This is a genomic window from uncultured Albimonas sp., assembly GCF_963977235.1.
Classification (GTDB): domain Bacteria; phylum Pseudomonadota; class Alphaproteobacteria; order Rhodobacterales; family Rhodobacteraceae; genus Albimonas.
This window is the reverse complement of sequence record NZ_CAXBOD010000033.1, coordinates 36462-54104: the sequence shown is the minus strand read 5'-3', so window position 1 is coordinate 54104 and position 17643 is coordinate 36462. Positions and strand designations below refer to the sequence as shown.

General features: G+C 74.1%; 20 protein-coding genes. 6 read left to right on the top strand and 14 right to left on the bottom strand.

What is annotated here, in order from left to right:
• Positions 1–91 precede the first annotated feature (91 nt).
• The 3 genes from AAC134_RS15150 to AAC134_RS15140 all read right to left on the bottom strand — a co-directional run bounded on the left by AAC134_RS15150 (position 92) and on the right by AAC134_RS15140 (position 3392).
• Complete coding sequence (locus AAC134_RS15150) at positions 92–1045, bottom strand: glyoxylate/hydroxypyruvate reductase A (RefSeq protein ID WP_339949948.1); 954 nt, start codon at positions 1043–1045, stop codon at positions 92–94.
• 28 nt (positions 1046–1073) lie between these two features.
• A complete protein-coding gene (gene rodA, locus AAC134_RS15145; RefSeq protein WP_339949947.1) occupies positions 1074–2213 on the bottom strand; it encodes a rod shape-determining protein RodA in 1140 nt (379 codons plus the stop codon).
• A gap of 195 nt (positions 2214–2408) precedes the next feature.
• Positions 2409–3392, bottom strand: a complete 984-nt coding sequence (locus AAC134_RS15140; protein WP_339949946.1) for a hypothetical protein — start codon at positions 3390–3392, stop codon at positions 2409–2411.
• Between the two features lie 667 nt (positions 3393–4059).
• On the opposite strand from AAC134_RS15140, the gene AAC134_RS15135 reads away from it, so the two are divergent.
• The 5 genes from AAC134_RS15135 to AAC134_RS15115 all read left to right on the top strand — a co-directional run bounded on the left by AAC134_RS15135 (position 4060) and on the right by AAC134_RS15115 (position 7003).
• Positions 4060–4797: a MotA/TolQ/ExbB proton channel family protein gene (locus tag AAC134_RS15135; RefSeq protein ID WP_339949945.1), complete on the top strand. Its 738-nt coding sequence runs from the start codon at positions 4060–4062 to the stop codon at positions 4795–4797.
• Positions 4787–5164: a biopolymer transporter ExbD gene (locus tag AAC134_RS15130; protein WP_339949944.1), complete on the top strand. Its 378-nt coding sequence runs from the start codon at positions 4787–4789 to the stop codon at positions 5162–5164. The genes AAC134_RS15135 and AAC134_RS15130 overlap by 11 nt, the downstream gene beginning before the upstream one ends.
• A 5-nt stretch (positions 5165–5169) precedes the next feature.
• The gene (locus AAC134_RS15125) at positions 5170–5559 is read left to right on the top strand and encodes a biopolymer transporter ExbD (protein ID WP_339949943.1); all 390 of its coding nucleotides are present in this window, start codon (positions 5170–5172) and stop codon (positions 5557–5559) included.
• A gap of 6 nt (positions 5560–5565) precedes the next feature.
• The gene (locus tag AAC134_RS15120) at positions 5566–6690 is read left to right on the top strand and encodes a TonB family protein (protein ID WP_339949942.1); all 1125 of its coding nucleotides are present in this window, start codon (positions 5566–5568) and stop codon (positions 6688–6690) included.
• A 178-nt stretch (positions 6691–6868) separates the two neighbouring features.
• Positions 6869–7003, top strand: coding sequence for a hypothetical protein (locus tag AAC134_RS15115; RefSeq protein WP_339949941.1), 135 nt, complete (start codon positions 6869–6871; stop codon positions 7001–7003).
• A 28-nt stretch (positions 7004–7031) separates the two neighbouring features.
• Here AAC134_RS15115 and AAC134_RS15110 read toward each other — a convergent pair whose 3' ends face one another.
• From AAC134_RS15110 to AAC134_RS15075, 8 genes are all read right to left on the bottom strand, one after another.
• Positions 7032–7727, bottom strand: a complete 696-nt coding sequence (locus tag AAC134_RS15110; RefSeq protein ID WP_339949940.1) for an EI24 domain-containing protein — start codon at positions 7725–7727, stop codon at positions 7032–7034.
• A gap of 4 nt (positions 7728–7731) precedes the next feature.
• Positions 7732–8310 carry a nitroreductase gene (locus AAC134_RS15105; RefSeq protein ID WP_339949949.1) on the bottom strand — a complete coding sequence of 193 codons (579 nt, stop codon included), beginning with the start codon at positions 8308–8310 and terminating at the stop codon, positions 7732–7734.
• A gap of 176 nt (positions 8311–8486) precedes the next feature.
• Positions 8487–9209 carry a GNAT family protein gene (locus AAC134_RS15100; protein WP_339949939.1) on the bottom strand — a complete coding sequence of 241 codons (723 nt, stop codon included), beginning with the start codon at positions 9207–9209 and terminating at the stop codon, positions 8487–8489.
• A 4-nt stretch (positions 9210–9213) separates the two neighbouring features.
• Positions 9214–9816, bottom strand: a complete 603-nt coding sequence (locus AAC134_RS15095) for a glutathione S-transferase (RefSeq protein WP_339949938.1) — start codon at positions 9814–9816, stop codon at positions 9214–9216.
• Complete coding sequence (locus AAC134_RS15090) at positions 9813–10160, bottom strand: hypothetical protein (RefSeq protein WP_339949937.1); 348 nt, start codon at positions 10158–10160, stop codon at positions 9813–9815. The genes AAC134_RS15095 and AAC134_RS15090 overlap by 4 nt, the downstream gene beginning before the upstream one ends.
• A 162-nt stretch (positions 10161–10322) precedes the next feature.
• Complete coding sequence (locus AAC134_RS15085; protein ID WP_339949936.1) at positions 10323–11519, bottom strand: pyridoxal phosphate-dependent aminotransferase; 1197 nt, start codon at positions 11517–11519, stop codon at positions 10323–10325.
• Between the two features lie 138 nt (positions 11520–11657).
• Complete coding sequence (locus AAC134_RS15080) at positions 11658–12947, bottom strand: FAD-binding oxidoreductase (RefSeq protein WP_339949935.1); 1290 nt, start codon at positions 12945–12947, stop codon at positions 11658–11660.
• Positions 12948–13301: 354 nt separating this feature from the next.
• Entirely contained in the window at positions 13302–14693 is a 1392-nt protein-coding gene (locus tag AAC134_RS15075; RefSeq protein ID WP_339949934.1) for a glutamine synthetase family protein, read from the bottom strand.
• A 136-nt stretch (positions 14694–14829) separates the two neighbouring features.
• On the opposite strand from AAC134_RS15075, the gene AAC134_RS15070 reads away from it, so the two are divergent.
• Complete coding sequence (locus AAC134_RS15070; RefSeq protein WP_339949933.1) at positions 14830–15528, top strand: type 1 glutamine amidotransferase; 699 nt, start codon at positions 14830–14832, stop codon at positions 15526–15528.
• 126 nt (positions 15529–15654) lie between these two features.
• Here the strand turns inward: AAC134_RS15070 and AAC134_RS15065 are convergent, their stop codons facing one another.
• From AAC134_RS15065 to AAC134_RS15055, 3 genes are all read right to left on the bottom strand, one after another.
• On the bottom strand, positions 15655–16404 hold the full coding sequence (locus tag AAC134_RS15065) for a gamma-glutamylcyclotransferase (RefSeq protein WP_339949932.1): 750 nt from the start codon (positions 16402–16404) through the stop codon (positions 15655–15657).
• Between the two features lie 16 nt (positions 16405–16420).
• A complete protein-coding gene (locus AAC134_RS15060) occupies positions 16421–16783 on the bottom strand; it encodes a DMT family protein (RefSeq protein ID WP_339949931.1) in 363 nt (120 codons plus the stop codon).
• 67 nt (positions 16784–16850) lie between these two features.
• On the bottom strand, positions 16851–17615 hold the full coding sequence (locus AAC134_RS15055) for a hypothetical protein (RefSeq protein ID WP_339949930.1): 765 nt from the start codon (positions 17613–17615) through the stop codon (positions 16851–16853).
• Positions 17616–17643 lie beyond the last annotated feature (28 nt).

Genomic DNA, 17643 nt, shown 5'->3' with positions numbered 1-17643 from the left:
CGGCATCAGCGACGGACGGCTCCGGAGAACAGGCGCTCGCGCCGGGTGTCTGGCGGGTCGCCAGGGCGCCTGGCGCGCGCGGGCGGGGGGGTCAGTAGCCCTGGGCGCGGTCGACGACGTGGAGCAGGGGCTCGCCGCGGGAGAGGCGGCCGATCTGCTCGACCAGCGCGGTCGCGGCGGTCGAGGACCGGGTCACCGAGGCGATGTGAGGGGTGATCGTGACGCGCGGATGCGCCCAGAACGGGTGATCCTCGGGCAGCGGCTCGATCCGGAAGACGTCGAGCGTGGCGTGGGAAAGCTGGCCGCTGTCCAGCGCCGCGATCAGGGCGGCTTCGTCGATCAGCGGGCCGCGGCCGGGGTTGAGGATCGCCGCGCCCTTCGGGAGCAGGGCCAGGGTCTCGGCGTCCAGAAGGTTTTCCGTGGCGGGCGTCGAGGGGAGCAGCAGGACCAGGATCTCGGAGCGCGAAAGGATCTCGCGCAGGCCGTCCTCGCCATGCAGACAGGTCACGCCCTCGACCGTCTTAGGGCGGCGCGACCAGCCGGCGACGTCGAAACGCAGGGCCGCGAGCATGCGGGCGGCGTCGGCGCCGAGCTCGCCCAGGCCCAGCACGCCCACCCGACGCTCGCGCGCGAGCGGGGGGTGCCATTGCGGCCACTGGCCGGGCGCAAGGTGCAGATGCCGGTCGATGCCGGCGTGGAGACGGGTGGCGTGGGCCACGACCCAGTCGGTCATGCCCTCGGTCAGGCCGGGCTCGACCATGCGGGTGAGGGGCGCCTTGAGGGTCTGGTTGCCGACCACCTTCTCGACGCCGGCCCACATGTTCAGCGCGGCCCTGAGGTTCGTGAAGGGGGCGAAGTCCTGGATCGGGCCCTCGGGGTTGTAGACCACCGCGTCGACCTCGGCGGGGTCGACGTCCTCGGGCGCCATGCGCAGGTCCATCGCGACGCCGCTCGCCCGCGCGCCGGCGCGGATCGCGGCGCCCCACTCCTCGCGCTGGGCCGGGCGGCCGCCGAACAGGATCACGGGACGGGGAATGGCGGTCATGGAGCCTCCTGGCAGGGGGGGCGCGGGCTCAGCCGCGGGGACGGTGGACGTGGGCCGATTGCGCGAGCCCGAAGGCCATCAGCAGCACCAGCATGGCAGAGCCGCCGTAGGAGACCAGCGGCAACGGCACGCCAACCACCGGGGCGAGGCCGGTGACCATCGCCATGTTCACGGAGAAGAACAGGAAGAAGGTGGCGCCGATTCCGCCCGTGAGCAGCGCGCCGAAGCGATCGCGGTTGGCCATCGCCGAGACGATGCAGAACAGTGTGATCAGGCCGTAGAGGATCAGCAGCGAGACCGCGCCGACGAAGCCGAACTCCTCGGCGAGCGTGGTGAAGATGAAGTCGGTGTGCTTCTCGGGCAGGAAGTTCAGCCGGGTCTGGGTGCCCTGCATGAAGCCCCGCCCCGAGAGGCCGCCCGAGCCGAAGGCGATCTTGGACTGGGTGATGTGGTAGCCCGCGCCGAGGGGGTCCGACTCGGGGTTCAGGAAGGTCTCGATCCGGCGGTACTGGTAGTCCTTGAGCAGCTGCCAGTCCGTGCCCCTGCTCTCGAGCACCGCGGTGACCAGGCCGACGCCCAGCGCGATGGCGGCGAGGAAATAGCCCCAATGCACGCCGGCAAGCCACATCACCGCGGCGCCGCCGAGCGCCAGCAACAGGGCGGTGCCGAGGTCGGGCTGCTTGAGCACCAGCGCCATGGGCAGCAGGATCAGCAGCAGCGGCGGGAGAAGCCACAGCGGGCGGGAGACGCGGGGCTCTCCCAGCCAGTCGTAGTAGCGCGCGAGCGCCAGCACGACGGCGATCTTCATCACCTCGGAGGGTTGGAGTTGCAGCGGGCCGACGGCGATCCAGCGGGTGGCGCCCATGCCGGTCTCGCCGGCGACCTCGACGGCCACGAGCAGCGCGAGGGATCCGAGATAGGTCAGCGGGGCGAGCGTGCGCCAGTAGCGCACGTGGATCATCGCCACGCCGAACATGATCGCCATGCCGGCGCCGAAGCGCACCATCTGGCGCGAGGCCCAGGGGTCGAGGTCGCCGCCGGCCACCGAGTAGAGCATCAGGAAGCCCACGCAGGCGACCGCCGCGATCAGCAGCGCCAGGCCCCAGTGAAAGCGCAGCACTTTCTGGAGCGGGGAGAGCGGGGCTTCGGGAGGGGCGAGGCGGGCCATGCGTCGGGCATGGCGCAGCCTTGCGCGCGATGCAAGTGCGCAGGCGTCGCCTGGGGGGAGGCGGTCGGCGGGACGGCTCTGCCGTCCGCTGCGCGGCCGGGACGCCCGCCCGCCGACCCCGCTTCCCAGGCGGCGGCGCCGGGCGGCGGCGTCGCGTCGGCGGCCCGATGCGCCCGGGACCTCTCGCGGAGGCGCTCAGAAGCTCGCCGAGAGGCCCAGGGAGTAGCCGCTGAGGTTGTCGCCGATGGTTTGGCGGGCGACGATCCGCACCCGGCTGAGGGGGATGAAGGTCTGCTCGGTGTCGAACTCGATCCCCAGGCCCGCCTGCGCCAGCCAGCGGGTCTGCAGCACCTGGCCCTGGTCGCCCGGCAGCCACGAGCCCGAAGCCTCGATCACCGCGCGAAGCGGGCCGCCGAACAGGTCCACCCCCGTGGGCACCCGCAGCCGCGACCACATGCCCAGCGTCGCGGCCGTCGAGCTCGCCTCGATCGCCTTCGATCCCGCGATCGGCTCGAGGTGGAGGTGGGTGTAGCGCAGCTCGACGTCGGCGTCGTAGGCCTCGGAGTGATACTCGTAGTCCAGCATCAGCGAGGCGCCAAAGCCCCCCGCCGTCAGCCGCCCGTCCTCGAGGAACTGCAGGTCCAGCCCGTAGCGCCGGTTGACGATGCGGCCAAGCAGGGCGGCGTCGCTTTCGACATGACCCAGCGCCACGTTGAAGATCGGGCGGAACACCAGCGTGTCGCTCAGCTGGAAATCCCAGCCGACGCCGCCCTCGGCCCCCACCGTCGTCCACTTCGTCGGCAGGCGGGAGCGGCTGGTCCCGTCGGAGAACACGAAGACCGGATCGTAGCGCGAGTAGCCCACGAACCCCTCGAGGTAGAGGGGGAAGGACTCGGAGATCGTGAACGCCCCGCCCAGCTGCGAGGCGAAGAACTGGTTGCCCTCGCCGGCGTTCGAATCGAGATGCAGGGTGCTTGCCGTCTCCGAGGGCACCGCGGTCACGCCCAGCATCGCCAGCGCCCCGGTGGCGCGGTCGCTGACATCGGCGTTGATCAGCCTCAGCGCGGCCTTGCCGAGCTTGCCCGAGGTCTTGCCGCCGCCCTCGCCCGCCTGCGCCCCGCCGGCGGCGCACAGCCCCGCAAGCAAAGCCAGCGCCAGCCGTACCGGTCCTGCACGCATCGCTCGCCTTCCTCATCCTCGCACACGGTCACGCCGGGGCACCATAACCCGAGCGGAGGCGTCCCGGAACGGTTCACACGCGCGACCGCGCGGCGCGGGTTGCCGCGCAATGCTTGACAAGTTTCGTCGGAGAAGCGATCTCCGGGCCAACCAGCCAGCGGCGATGCCGCGAGCCACCCGTGACATTCCCCGGCCATGAGGTCCGCATGCTCGCCCCGCGCCTCGCCCGCAGCCTCTCCTGCCCTCGCGCCCCGGACGCGCGCCACCCGCGCGAGGCGTCGTTCGGCGGGCCGGCGGGGAGGATCCCCCGATGACCGGCGTCCCCGAGACGACTCTGGCCCAGGCCCCCGCGGCGCCGTCCGCCGAGGCCCCCGAGACGCCCGCGGCTCCGCCCCCCGCGGCCCCCTCCGCGCCGGCGGAGGCGGGCGGCGCGCCGGCTGCGCCTGCGCCCGGCGCTGCGCCCGCGGCGCCTGGACAGGACGCGCCGCTGCAGACCGGGCCCGTCCAGGATCCGCCTGCGCCGACGGGCGGGACCGAGGCGGGGCAGGGCGCGCCTGCGCCCGCGCCGGCCGCGGGGTCCCCGCCTCCAGACGCGGCCGCGACGCCGGGGCTGGATCCCTCGGCGCTCGACCCCTCAGCGCTCGATCCCTCGGCGGCGACGGGCGGCATGACGGCCGACGGCGTGGCCGCGCCCGCGGTCGGAGCCATCGACGGCGCGCTGGATTCGGCGCTGCGCATGCTCAACGACGGCGGGCCGGCGGTCTGGGCGATCGCGGCGCTCTCGGTCGTCACCGTGGCGCTGATCCTGTGGAAGACCTGGACGCTGATGCGCCTGGGCGCCTGGTCGCGGGCGCGCTCGGAGCGGGCGCTGGCGGCCTACCTGCACGGCGGACCCGAGGCCGGCCTCGCCGCCCTACGCCGCCGCCCCGGCCTGCGCGGGCGGATGCTGCGCGCGGGCTTCGCCGCGCTCGCCGCCCTTCCCCTGGCCGCCGCGCGGGAGGAGACCGCCCGCGTCGCCAAACGGGAGCTCGCCGACGCCCGCACCGGCCTGCGGGCGCTGGAGCTGATCGCCACCGCCGCCCCCCTGCTGGGCCTGCTGGGCACCGTGCTGGGCATGATCGCGGCCTTCCGCACCCTGCAGGAGGCCGGCGGGCGCGCCGACCCCGCGATGCTGGCGGGCGGCATCTGGGAGGCGCTGCTGACCACCGCCGCGGGCATGGCTGTGGCGATCCCCGCCTCGGCCGCCCTGACCTGGTTCGAGAGCGTCGCCGACCGCGCCCGCCAGGACATGGAGGACCTCGGCGCCCGCCTGTTCCTCGCCGCGGCCGCGGCCCCGGACCCGAGCTCGGCCGCCCAGTCCTGGCCCCCTGCGCAGGGGGCGGAGGCCCGCGCCGATGCTGCTTGACGAGGCTCCGCGCCGCGCCCGACGCATCAGCCTGACGCCGATGATCGACGTGGTGTTCCTGCTGCTGGTGTTCTTCATGCTCGCGGCCCGATTCGGGGTCGAGGGGGTGATGCCCGTGGTCGCCGCCGGCGGCGGCGGAACCTGGAGCGGCCCGCCCCGCCTGGTCGACGTGCGCCCCGACAGCCTCAGCCTGAACGGCGCACCCATCGCCCCCGCGGCGCTCGCCGCCGAGCTTGCGCGGCTGTCCGAGAGCCCCTCCGATCCGGTGGTGCTGCGCGGGCGCGAGGGCGCGACGCTGCAGCGGCTGGCCGACGTGGCGCGCGCGGCCTCGGGCGGCGGCCTGCGCCCCGTGATCCTGGCGGAGTGAGCCCGATGCGCCTCGACGCCCCCCAGCCCAGGCCGCCGGTCGAGAGCGTCACGCCGATGATCAACGTGGTGTTCCTGCTGCTGATCTTCTTCCTGATGACCGCCACCATCGCCCCGCCGGCGCCCTTCGAGGTCGAGCTCCCCGCCGCCGAGGCCGAGCCGGGCGCCGCCGAGACCCCGCGCACGCTGCATCTCGCCGCCGACGGCCGCATGGCCTTCGGCGACGCCCGGGGCGAGGCCGCGCTGCACGCCGCGGCAGAGGCCGGCCGGGACGCGCAGACCCCGCTCGCCCTGCGCGCCGATGGCGCGATCGAGGCCGCCGCGCTCGCCCGCGTGCTGACGCGCCTGGGCGAGCGGGGCGTCGCGCGCGCCGACATCGTCGTCTCGGGGCGCTGAGCGGCGATGCGACGGATCTTTTCCTTCGCGGTGTTCCTGGCGCTGGCCGCCGCGCTGCACCTGGCGGCGTTCCTGAGCTGGCCGGAGGGCGGCGCCTCGTCCGCCTCGGGCGCGGGGGGAACGCAGGCGCTGAGCGTGGCCGCCGCCTCGCCCGAACTCGCCGCCCTGGTCGAGGCCTGGGACCGCCCCCCCGAAGCCGCCGAGGCGCCGCGGGCGCAGGCCCCGACGCTGGCCTCCGAGACGCCGCCGGATGCGACCGCCCCCGACGCGGCCCCTGACGCGGCGGCCTCCCAGGCGGCCCCGCAGCCGCCCGCCGCCGCGCCGCAGGCGGCCGAGGCGCCGGCGGTCGCGGAGGTCCCCGCGCGCGCCGCCGTCCCCTCGCCCACCGCGCCGCCGAGCCTCGCGCCCAGCCTGCCCACGGACCTGCCGGAGCCCGCCACGGCGCCCGAGGCCCCGACCCTGCGGCCCGAGGCGCCCCAGGCGGCCGCCCCCCCGGCGCCCCCCGCCACGCAGGCCCCGGTCGCGCCGCCGCCGCCCGACCGCGAGGCGATCCGTCAGGTGCAGGCCGACGCAGACTCGTCCGCCCTGCCGGCGCCCCCGGCCCGCCCCGAGTCGCCCCCCCGCCCGGCCCGCCGCGAGGTGGCCGAGGCGCGCCCCGAACCGGCCCGCGAGCCCGCGGCTCCGGCTCCGGCGCCGTCCACGACCGCCGCCAAGGCCGCTCCCGCCGCCGGGCAGGTCGCCGAGGCCGCCGAGGACGGACCGGCGCGCAACGAGGCGCGCGCCGCCGGCGCCGGCGGCGGGGCCGAGGCCGGCGCCGCGTCGAGCCCGGACGCCGCGGGCGCAGATCCCGACGCCGCGCGCCGGCTGGTGCTCGAGTGGGGCGCGAAGATCCGCAGCCAGGTGCAGCAGCGGCGCGAGCTCGACCGCGGCGACGGGCGGGGCGAGGCGCTGGTGATGCTGGTGGTCTCGCCCAACGGGGACCTTCTGTCCCATGCGATCCGGCGCAGCGCGGGCGCCCGGCTCGACCGGGCGGCGATGCGCGCGGTGGCGGCCGCGGCGCCCTTCCCCTCGGCCCCCGCCGAGCTGGGCGGCGAGCGGCGCAGCTTCCTGCTGCCGGTGCGCTTCAACTGACTGCCCGTGCGGTTCAACTGACCCCGCGCGCGTCCGAGCCGGCGCGCCTCGCCTGAGCCGGCGAGGGGCCGCCCGGGGCGCGCCTGCGCCCCTCCTTCGTCACGCGTGCGTGATGCGTCGGCGACGCGGCGTCATGCTAGGCTCGGGCCAACCGTGCTCTGGTCCAGGGAGACCCGATATGACCCAGCTTCGCTTCCTCGCCGTCCTCGCCACGCTTGTCCTGGGCGTCGCCGCCTTCTCGGCCGCGCCTGCCGCGGCAGAGGGCGGCTGCAGTTCCGCCGGCGAGAAGCCGTCCCCGACCGTCGGCTCCTGAAGCCAGGGGCCGCCGGCCCGCCTGCCGGTCAGCCTGCGGGGACCTCCCCGTGGGCGCGGTGGAACATGTGGGTGAACGTGGCCACCGCCAGCACCGGGATCGCCAGCGCGACAAAGGGGATCGAGAGGGCCAGCGCCATCAGCACGCCGGCCCCGAAGATCCGCCCGCCCATGCGCTTGCGCATGAGCCGCGCCTCCTTCGCGCCCACGCGCCGGGCGGCGGCGAGCTCGAAATACTGCCGTCCCAGCAGCCAGCCGTTGATGATCACGAAGACGAAGGGCGCCGCGGGGGGCACGGCGAAGTAGATCACGAGGCCCACGAGGTTGAGGCCGATCAGGGCGGCGGTGAAGATCAGCCCGTCGGCCAGGATCTCGAGCCAGGTCATGCTCCGCGCCGGGGGCAGGTGGGGGTAGAAGCGCGCCTCCACCGCCTCGGCGATCTCCTCGAGGAACAGGCCGATGAAGAGGGCGGCGACCGGGAACATCAGGAACACGGCCCCCAGCGCCCCCGCCGTCCAGGCGAGGAAATCCACCGCCCAGTCGAGGAACGACAGGTCGTAGCCGAACGCGGTCAGGCCGCTGTCGGGGATCATCGCCACCAGCTGGCCCCAGCCGAACATGGCCGCGGCCAGCAGCGCCACGGTCAGGCCCAGCGACAGCAGGAACACGCGGCGAAACCGCGGGTCCCCGATCTGTCCGACGGCGCGCAGGAAGTCGCCGATCATCGCCTCAGATCCCCCGCCATTCCACCTTGGCGTCCATGTCCGGGCGCGGCCGCTCGCTGACCGGCCGGGTGGGCGTGCCGATGTGGATGAAGCCCGCCACCCACTCATGCGGGGCGAGGCCGAGGCCGGTCTCCAGGAACTCGCGGTCCTGGGCCATCCAGGCGGTCAGCCAGTTCGCGCCCCAGCCCGAGGCGAGCGAGGCGTTGAGCAGCGCCAGGCACACCGCGCCGGCCGAGAGGGTCTGCTCGACCTCGGGCACCTTCTCGGTGGACTTCGGGGCGGCGATCACGGCGACGGTCAGGGGGGTCAGCTCGAACGGTTCGGCGTGCTTCTCGATCCGGTCGGGGTCGATGCCGCGGGCGGGGCCCAGCTCGCGGGTCAGCGCGCCCAGCCTGGCGGCCTCCGGCCCGGCCAGCACCACGAAGCGCCAGGGCTCCATCTTGCCATGGTCAGGAGAGCGGGCGGCGGCCTTGAGCATTGTCTCGACGGTGGCGCGGTCGGGGCCGGGGAAGGTCAGCGTCTTGGCGATGCGCGAGCGGCGCGTCAGCAGGAACGCCAGCGCCGCGGCGTCGGGCGCGATCAGGGGGGCGGTCTGGTCGGTCGTGTCGGTCAAAACTGTCTCCGGACAGCGAGAGGAGCGCTGGGGGCGGCTCCGGACATCGGACCGCGGGCCTGGCAAGTCAAGGTTTGCGCCCGGGCGGGCGGGTCGGCCCGAAGGGAGCGTCGAGCCCCCTCCGGCCCGGCCGCGCCGCGGCGCGCTCAGCCGCGGGCGACGAGCACGGGCGCGGTGAGGTCGGCGAGGCGCCGCTTCTGGGCGTCGGCCTCGTCGAAGTTGGCGGGGTCGAGCCAGGCGGCGTAGGCGCGCTCGAGCGCCGGCGCCTCCTTGTCGATCATCGCGTACCAGGCGGTGTCGCGGCTGCGGCCCTTGTAGACCACGGCCTGGCGGAACACCCCCTCATAGCTGAAGCCAAAGCGCATCGCCGCGGCGCGCGAGGCGGCGTTGAGCGTGTCGCACTTCCACTCGAACCGCCGGTAGCCGAGGCCGAACACCTCCCGCATCAGCAGGAAGATCGCCTCGGTCGCCGCAGGGGTGCGTTGCATTCGCGGGCCCCACCAGATCCAGCCGACCTCGATGGTCCCGGCGCCCGGCGTGATGCGCATCAGCGAGCACCAGCCCTCGGCCCGGCCGGTGGCCGCCGAGCGCAGGGCGAAGAACATCGGGTCCGCGCTCGCGGCGTTGCGGGCGAGCAGGGCGTCGAACTCGGCCCGCTCGGCGAAGGGACCGTCGCCGAGCCAGGTCCAGGTCCGCCCCTCGGGGTCGAGCTGCGCGGCCTCCCACAGGTCGTCGCCGTGGGCGGCGGGGTCCAGCGGCTCGAGGCTCGCCCAGCGGCCGGTCAGGGGCGCGCGGGCGGGGACCGGGGGCGGGGTCCAGTCGGGCAGGGCCTCGCCGATCGGCTGACCCAGGTCGTTGAGACGGGTCATGGCCTTACGCCGGCGCGGTGGACTGGAAGGAGGCCCGCCGCTCCATCCGCTTGGCCCAGGCGGCGAGCGAGCCGCGCCCGCTGCGCCAGTCCCACTCGGGGAAGCGGAAATCGAGGTAGCCCAGCGCGCAGGCGACCGAGACCTGGCCCATGTCCAGCGCCTCGGGGAAGCGCGCGCTCTCGAGCTTGTCCATCGCCTGGGCGATCTTGCCCCGCTGGGCGGCCATCCAGGCCTCCGACCGCTTGGCCTCCTCGCGCAGGCGACGCTCGTAGATGATGCCGACGCCGGCCTCCATCATCGCGTCGCCGGTGGCCTCCATCACCAGGGCGGGCCACAGCGCCTCGCCCTCGGGATAAAGGCGGGTCCCCTCGTGGAGGGTGTCGAGATAGCGGGTGATCACCCGGCTGTCGTAGATCGGCGCGCCGGCCTCGGTGACCAGGCAGGGGATCTTGCCCAGCGGGTTCACCGCGAGGTTCCCCGGGTTGGGGTCGAGCGGCGAGGTGGAGCCGTTCTCGAGCTCCACCTTCTCGAGCTGGCCGGTCTCGTGCAGCAGGACCATGACCTTGCGCACGAAGGGCGAGGCGGCGGCGTGGCGGAGCTTCATCATCGCGCGGGTTCCCGGAACGGTTTCGAGCGGGCCTTGAGAAGGCCGAGCCGCAGGCGGGCGAGGGCCGAGAGGTCCATCGCGACCCCCGGCCCGTCCTCGCCCCAGCGCAGGTGGCCGCGCAGGCCGGCGCGGGCGTCGGCGCGGGCGCGGTCGGCGTCGCGCGACCAGCCCCACTCGAGCCCCTCGGGGACGTCGTCGAGCACCGCCTCGGAGGCGGCGGGGCGGGCGTCGGACCAGCGGGCGCGGCGGGTCGCCTGGTAGAGGGCGAACGCCGCGGCGGCCCCGGTGGCGGCCTTCAGCGCCCAGGGGCTGGCCAGCGGCGCGAGCGCGACGGGCAATGGCATCGGAACACTCCTGCGTGGGGCCCGCGGGGGCGGACTCTGCGCAGAACATAGGGAGGACGCACGCCGGGGGGCAATGGCAGATCGCCGATACGGGGCGCGAAGAGGGGCGGAAACCGGGCCCGGCCTCGGCCCGCTCGGCGCGGGCCGCACCCGGCCGGGCGCTCAGGCGGTCCCGGCTTCGGCCCGCTCGGCGACCAGCGTCTCGGCGAAGTCGGCGAGGCGGCCCAGCGCGCGGGCCAGCTCGGCGTCGTCCACGGTCAGCGCCACGCGCAGGTGGCCGGCGGCCGAGGCGCCGAAGCTCTCGCCCGGCATCACGGCGATATGCGCCTCCTCGAGCAGCCGCTCGGCAAACGCGAGGCCCGAAAGCCCCGTCGCCCGCACGTCCAGCATCACGTACATCGCCCCCTGCGGCGGCGACAGGCGCACCGACTGCCGTCCCGCCAGCGTGTTCAGCGCGACGTCGCGGCGGCGGCGGAAGGTGGCGGCGAGCCCGGCCTCGATCCCGGCCCCCTCGCGCAGGCACCACAGGCCCGCGTCCTGGATGAAGCCGGGAATGCCGTAGGTGGCGTTCAGCGCGTAGATCTCGATGAAGCGGCTCAGTTCCTCGGGCGCCAGCGTCCAGCCGAGGCGCGAGCCGGTCATGCCGTGGCTCTTGGACAGCGAGCCGATCACCACCGTCCGCTCGGCCATCCCCGGCAGCGCGCGGGGCGAGCGGTGGGGCCCGTCCCAGGCCATGCCGTCGTAGACCTCGTCCGAGATCAGCCACAGATCGTGGCGGCGGCAGATCTCGGCGACGCCGTCGAGCGTCTCGTCGGAATAGATCGCGCCGGTGGGGTTGTTGGGCGAGTTGATCAGCAGCGCCCGCGCGCCCGTGCAGGCGGCCTCGAGCGCGTCGAGGTCGGGCTGGAAGCCGGCCTCGGCCCGGGCCGGCGTGATCCGGGGCACGCCGCCGGTGGCGCGGATGGTGCCGGGATAGGTCACGTAATAGGGGTCGATCATCACCGCCGCGTCGCCCGCGTCCAGCGTCGCCATGAACGTGTGCAGCAGCGCCGCCTGGCCGCCCGCGGTGACCACCACGTTGGCGGGCCCCGCGGGCGCGCCCGTGGCGGCCGCCGCCCGCTCGGCGATCGCCGCCCGCAGCTCGGGAGAGCCGGCGACGTCGGAGTATCGGGTGTTGCCCGCCATCGCCGAGGTGTGCATCGCCTCGAGGATCGGGGCGGGGGTCGGGTCCTCGTGCTGGCCGACGGTCAGGTCGCTGATCCGCACGCCCTGGCGCTGCATCCGGCGGGCGCGGTGCACCACCTCCCAGCCCGAGGCGCCGCCGCCGAGGATCGCGCGGATGCGGGACGAGGGTTCCATGGCGGGGCTCCGGTCAGCTTGGCGGTCGGGGGACGGGCCCGCGCGAGGCCCGCGCCCTTCTGGCCGCGCCGGGCCGGCCGGTCAACCCGCCGCGCGCGGGCGGGCGCAGGCGTCGCGGGGAGGGGCGACGGCCCGGCCCTACAGCGCGTCGCGCATCCGCGCGAGCAACATTGCGGCCACCAGGATTGGCTGGCGCAGACGGGCGCCGCCGGGAAACGCGGGGACCGGCAGCCGGGCCATGGTCTCAAGCCGGCGGCGGTCGCCCCCGATCGCCTCGGCCAGCACCGCGCCCGCCATCGTGGCCAGCGCCACGCCCGAGCCGGAATAGCCCGAAGCGTTGAACACGCCCGGCCGCAGCTCCCCCCACACCGGCAGCCGGGTGGGGGTGATCGCGAGCGTGCCGCCCCAGGCGTGGGTGACCTTCACGTCGGCGAGCTGGGGGAACACCGCCAGCATCCGCTTGCGCACGAAGCCCTTGAGGTCCCTGGGGAAGATCCAGCCATAGCTTTCGCCGCCCCCGAACAGCATCCGCCGGTCCTCCGACAGGCGGTAGTAGTTGACCACGAAGCGGCTGTCGGCGACGGCGAGGTCGTCGCGGATCAGGGCGGCGGCGCGACGCTCGCCCAGCGGCTCGGTCGCCAGCACGAAGTTGTTGATCGGCATGACCTTCGCCGCGACCTCGGGCAGCAGCTTGCCCAGGTAGCCGTTGCAGGCGACGACCACCCGGTCGGCGAGCACCCGGCCTCGGGCGGTCTGCACGGTCGTGCCCTCGATCGCCGTCGCCTCGGTCATCTCGTGGAGCGTCGCGCCCGCGGCCAGCGCCGCGCGGGCGAGCCCCCGGGCGTAGGCGAGCGGGTGCAGATGTCCGCCCGAGGGCTCGAGCATCCCGCCCGAGACCTCGACGGCGCCGAGCCGGTCCGAGACCTCCTTCGGCGAGAGGTAGACGGCGTCGTGGTCGTAGGCCTTCGCCAGGTGTTCGGCATGGGCGCGGGTCGCCGCGTCGAAGCGGGCGCGGTGGTTGACATACATCACGCCCGGTTTCAGGGCGCAGTCGATGGCGTGGCGCTCGACCAGTTCGCGCACATAGAGGGCGGCGTCGCGGCCCAGGACGAAGGCGTCGCGCGCGAGCCCCTCGTCGGCCAGCCTCGCGATGGTCTCGGGGTCGACCCGCTGGCCGACGCCGATCTGGCCGCCGTTGCGCCCCGAGGCGCCCCAGCCCACCCGGTGCGCCTCGAGCAGGATCACGCGCACCCCGCGCTCGGCCAGGTGCAGCGCGGTCGAGAGGCCGGTGTAGCCCCCCCCGATCACGCAGACGTCGGCGCGGACCTCGCCCTCCAGCGGCGGCTGGGGGGGGAAGGGGGCGGCGCTGTGGGCGTACCAGCTCGGGGGCAGGGCGCCGGGGGTCTCGTTTGCGTAGAGGAGGTTCATGGGTGGGTCCGTCGAAGGTCGGGGCGTGGCGTCAGGGTCGGCGCAGGTCCGGGCCGGGGGCCCGGCCGCCCCCCTGTCCGGCGGCTCCCGCCCGCCCACCCCGCCGCCGGACAGGGGGGCGGGGCGCGAAACCCGCAGGCCGCGCCCGCCTCAGGCCCGCCCCGCGGCAAGCGCGTGGCCCGCGCGGGTCGCGTCAGCCGGGGTCGGCAGGCCCCCGCGTTCAGCCTCCCGCGGCGCTTCGCAAGGCTGCCCGAGAAGGCCGCCCGCGCGCGCCCGTTGGCGGCCGTGCCGGGGTGGGCGGGTGGGGCGCGGTCGTCGGCGGGCGCGCGCGGGCGGCCGCCGTCGACCGCAGGCTCAGACGTTCAACAGCAGGTGCTCGCGCTCCCACGGGCTGATCACGGTCATGAACTGATCGTACTCGAACTGCTTCAGCGTCCCGTAGATCTTCACGAAATCCTCGCCCAGCAGCGCAGTCAGCGGCGCGCACTCGGTCAGCAGGTCCACGGCCTCGAGCAGCGAGTAGGGCAGATCCCGCTCGTTGTCGTAGGCGCCGCCGCTTACCGCCGGGCGCGGCGTCGTCTCCTCGACCATCCCGAGGAACCCCGCGGCCAGCGAGCCGGCCAGCGCCAGATAGGGGTTGGCGTCCGCCCCCGTCACCCGGTTCTCGACCCGCCTCGCGCGCGGATCCGCCCGGGGCGCGCGCAGCCCGGTCGAGCGGTTGTCGTAGCCCCACTCCAGGTTCACCGGCGCCGACATGTACTTCACCAGCCGCCGGTAGGAGTTCACGTAGGGCGCGCTCAGCGCCGAGCACGCTGGCAGGTACTTCTGCTGCCCGCCGATGAAATGCCCGAACAGCGGGGTCGGCTCGCCGTCCTCGGCAGTGAAGATGTTGCGCCCCTCGCCGTCCAGCACCGACTGGTGCACATGCATCGCCGATCCCGGCTGACGGGCCATCGGCTTGGCCATGAACGTGGCGTAGGAGCCGCAGCGCAGCGCCGCCTCGCGGATCAGCCGCTTGAACAGGAACACCTGGTCCGCGAGCTTCATCGCGTCCCCGTGCATCATGTTGATCTCGAGCTGCGCGGCCCCGGCCTCCTGGATGATCGTGTCGATCTCCAGCCCCTGCGCCTCGGCGTAGTCGTAGATGTGCTCGATCACCGAATCGTATTCGTCCACGGCCGAGAGCGAGAACGCCTGGCTGCCCGTCGACTGCCGGCCCGAGCGGCCGACCGGCGGCTCGAGCGGGTAGTCGGGATCGGTGTTGGGCTTGGTGAGGTAGAACTCCAGCTCGGGCGCCACCACCGGCGTCCAGCCCTTCTGCTCATAGGCCCGCAGCACCCGGCGCAGCACCTCGCGCGGGGCGAAGGCGATCGGCTCTCCGTGGCGGTCGACCACGTCGTGGATGATCTGCAGGCTGGCCTCGCCCGCCCAGGGCACTGCGCGCGCCGTGGTCAGGTCGGGAACCAGCGTGATGTCGCCGTCCGAGTAGAGCTCGGGGTGGTCGACGTCGGCGTATTCGCCGGTGATGCCCGCGAAAAAGATCGAGACCGGCAGCCGGATCTCGCTTTCGCGCAGGAACTTGGCCGCGGGCATGACCTTGCCGCGCGCGATGCCGGCGAAGTCGGGGGTGACGCACTCGATCTCCTCGACCCGGTGGGCGCGGATCCAGTCGCGCAGCGACTCGAGGTCCGGCGTGGCGAGGGAGGGCGAGACCGAGAGCGAGATCTCGGGCGTGAGCTTGGTCATGAAATCCGGTCCGAGGGTTCGGGTCCGCGAGAAGGCGGCGCCCGGGACGTCCCCCGGTTCGTCCGGGGCTTTCGCGGGCGCGTCGAACCCCTATATTGCCTGCCCTGACGGCGAAGGAAAGCGGACAGGACTTCTCATGCGCATCGGCATCCTCGAGACCGGCTTCCCCCCGCGCGAATTGCAGGAGGCCCACGGGACCTATCCCGACATGTTCGCGAAGCTTCTGGGAGGCCACGGGTTCGAGTTCCAGGCCTGGCCCGTGCTCAAGGACGTGTTCCCTCAGGGCCCCCACGACGCCGACGGCTGGCTGATCACCGGCTCGCGCTTCGGGGTCTACGACGACGAGCCCTGGATCTCGCGCGCCATGGATCTGGTGCGCGAGATCGCGGCGGCGAAGGTTCCGCTGGTGGGCATCTGCTTTGGCCACCAGCTGATGGCCCATGCGCTGGGCGGGCGGGCGGCCAAGTCCGACAAGGGCTGGGGCCTCGGTCCGGTCGACTACCGCGACCTCGAGAGCGGCGAGACCATGCGGATCATCGCCGTCCACCAGGACCAGGTGCTCGAGCAGCCGCCCCGCACTCGGATCATCGCCGAGAACGACTTCTGCCCGATCGCCGGCCTGGCGTGGGAGGACACGCCCGCGATCTCCTGGCAGCCTCACCCCGAGATGAGCCCCGCCTTCACCACCGGCCTGATCGAGATGCGCCGCGGACTGACCTACGACGATGCGCTCGCCGACGCGGCCCTGGGCCGGATGACCGAGCCCCTGACCTCGCCGGCTCTGGGCCAGCGGATCGCGCGTTTCTTCGAGGAGAACGCGAAGGTCGAGGCCTGAGCGAAACCTCAGCCCGCGTCCCGTAGGGCGCATTTCAATGCGCCGCGCGCGCCTCGCCGCCATCGCCCGACCGCGATGTCGGGCGGCGCGGAGGGCGGCGTGAGGCGCGGCGCATTGAAATGCGCCCTACGGAGTCGCGGCCTCCGGCGCGGCCTCGCGCACCATCGCCAGCAGCTCCACCATCTCGGGATCCTCGATTCCCAGGGCGTGGAGACTCTCGAGCAGGTTCTCGAGGTATTCGCGGTTGGTGCCCAGCCGGCCCTCTGCGGTGGCGATGCGCTGGGCGCGCTCGGGCCGGGGCAGGAACACGAAACGGTCGTTGGCCCGGTCGGCGAGAAAGCAGATCGCCTCGACCTCGCCCTGCGGCGTCTGCACGGGCAGGAAGGCCGGAATGTAGGCGCCGGTGATCATCTCGCGCATCCACATGATGCGCGTCTCCTCGTCGGCGATCTCCGCGGGCAGGCGCATCGCCACCCCCTCGCAGGCATGGCCCGGATCGGCGTCGAGCGCGGCCATCAGGCCGGGGCATTCGGGGCTGCCGCGCCCGCCCTCGAGGTGCATGCAGAAGCTGCGGCGGAAGCCTTCGAGGCGGGCGCGGCGGAACTCGGCCACCTTCACCGCCGGGTCCCAGATCAACGAGCCGTAGCCGAACACCCACAGGTCCTCGCCCTCGCGCCCGCGCAGCAGGTCGCGCCGACACGCCTCCCGCTCGGCCTCGGTCCAGCGCCAGGCGGCGGGATCGCGCCCGGCCTCGGCCTCGACGGCGTCAAGCTCGGCGATCCACTGCTCCATCTGCCGGAATCGCGAGGTCATCGGATCCTGAACCCGGCCCAGCAGGTCGGGCATGTGGCGGTAGGCGTCGTCGGGAATGCTCATCGGCCGGAACCTGCCTTCACGGCTTGAGGAATACAAGCGCCGCCCCGCCCGCCATCAGGGCGAAGCCGAGCAACTGCGAGGGGGCGAGCGCCTCTTTCAGATAGGCGCTCGAGACCGCCACGAACACCGCGAAGGTAATCACCTCCTGCATCGTCTTGAGCTGGGCGGCCGAATAGACCGTGTGCCCGATCCGGTTGGCCGGGACCGCGAGGCAGTATTCGAAGAAGGCGATCCCCCAACTGACCAGGATCACCCCCCACAGCGGCGCCGAGGCGAACTTCAGATGCCCGTACCAGGCGAACGTCATGAACACGTTGGAGGCGACCAGCATCACGGGCGGCAGCACGTAAGGCCAGATCGAGGGGGAGGCGGCAAGCATCGCAATCCGAACCGGCGGCGGGAGGCGCGCCCCCGCCGCACGCGCCGCGACCCGCGACGGGGAGCGCTCAGGCTATCGTGAATTCCACCGCGCCAAGGGCGCCAAGTTCGAAACGCATCGTCGCGGGGGCGGCGATCGGCGTGGGCGGCAGGTGGGCGCCCAGCAGCATCACCTCGCCCGCCCGGATGGTCTGGCCCAGCGCGTTGAAGCGGTTGGCGAGAAACGCCACCGCGCTCAGCGGGTCCATCGGCGCCGCGCCGGCTTTGTCGAGCATCGTCTCCCCGTTGCAGGTCACCACCGAGCGCAGCGCCTCGGCGTCGAGGTCATGGGGCGCCAGACCCGGCCCGCCGACGACGATGCCCCGGTTGTTGATGTTCTGCGCCAGGACCGAGAACGGCGCCGCCTTGCCCATGCCGCGGGGGTCCAGCAGCTCGAACGCCGGTGCCAGTCGCTCCACCGCCTCGATCACGGTCGAGCGGTCGTGGCCGTTGGGCCGCGGGGCGAGGTCGGCCTTCAGCACGGCGCAGATCTCGGGCTCGATGGCGAAGGTGTGGAAGTCGGCGGCCGCGAGCGTGGCGGGAGAGCGGCGCACGAGGTCCGCGCAGATGCAGGCGGCGCCGGGCTCGGAAAGGCCCATCGCGTCCATCTGCACGGCGGTGTTCCAGGCGATCTTGCGCCCGCCGATCCCGCCATGGGCGGCGGCGAGCTTCTCGACCACCTGCGCCTGCAGGGCATAGGCCTCGACCAGCGTGCCGGGCGCGGCGGCGCCCAGGTCGTCGAAGGGCGCGCGGGCCATGATCGCGTCGGCGATGCGGGCGGCTTGGTCGGTCATCTGAGGGTCTCCGTTGGGGCGGCGAGGG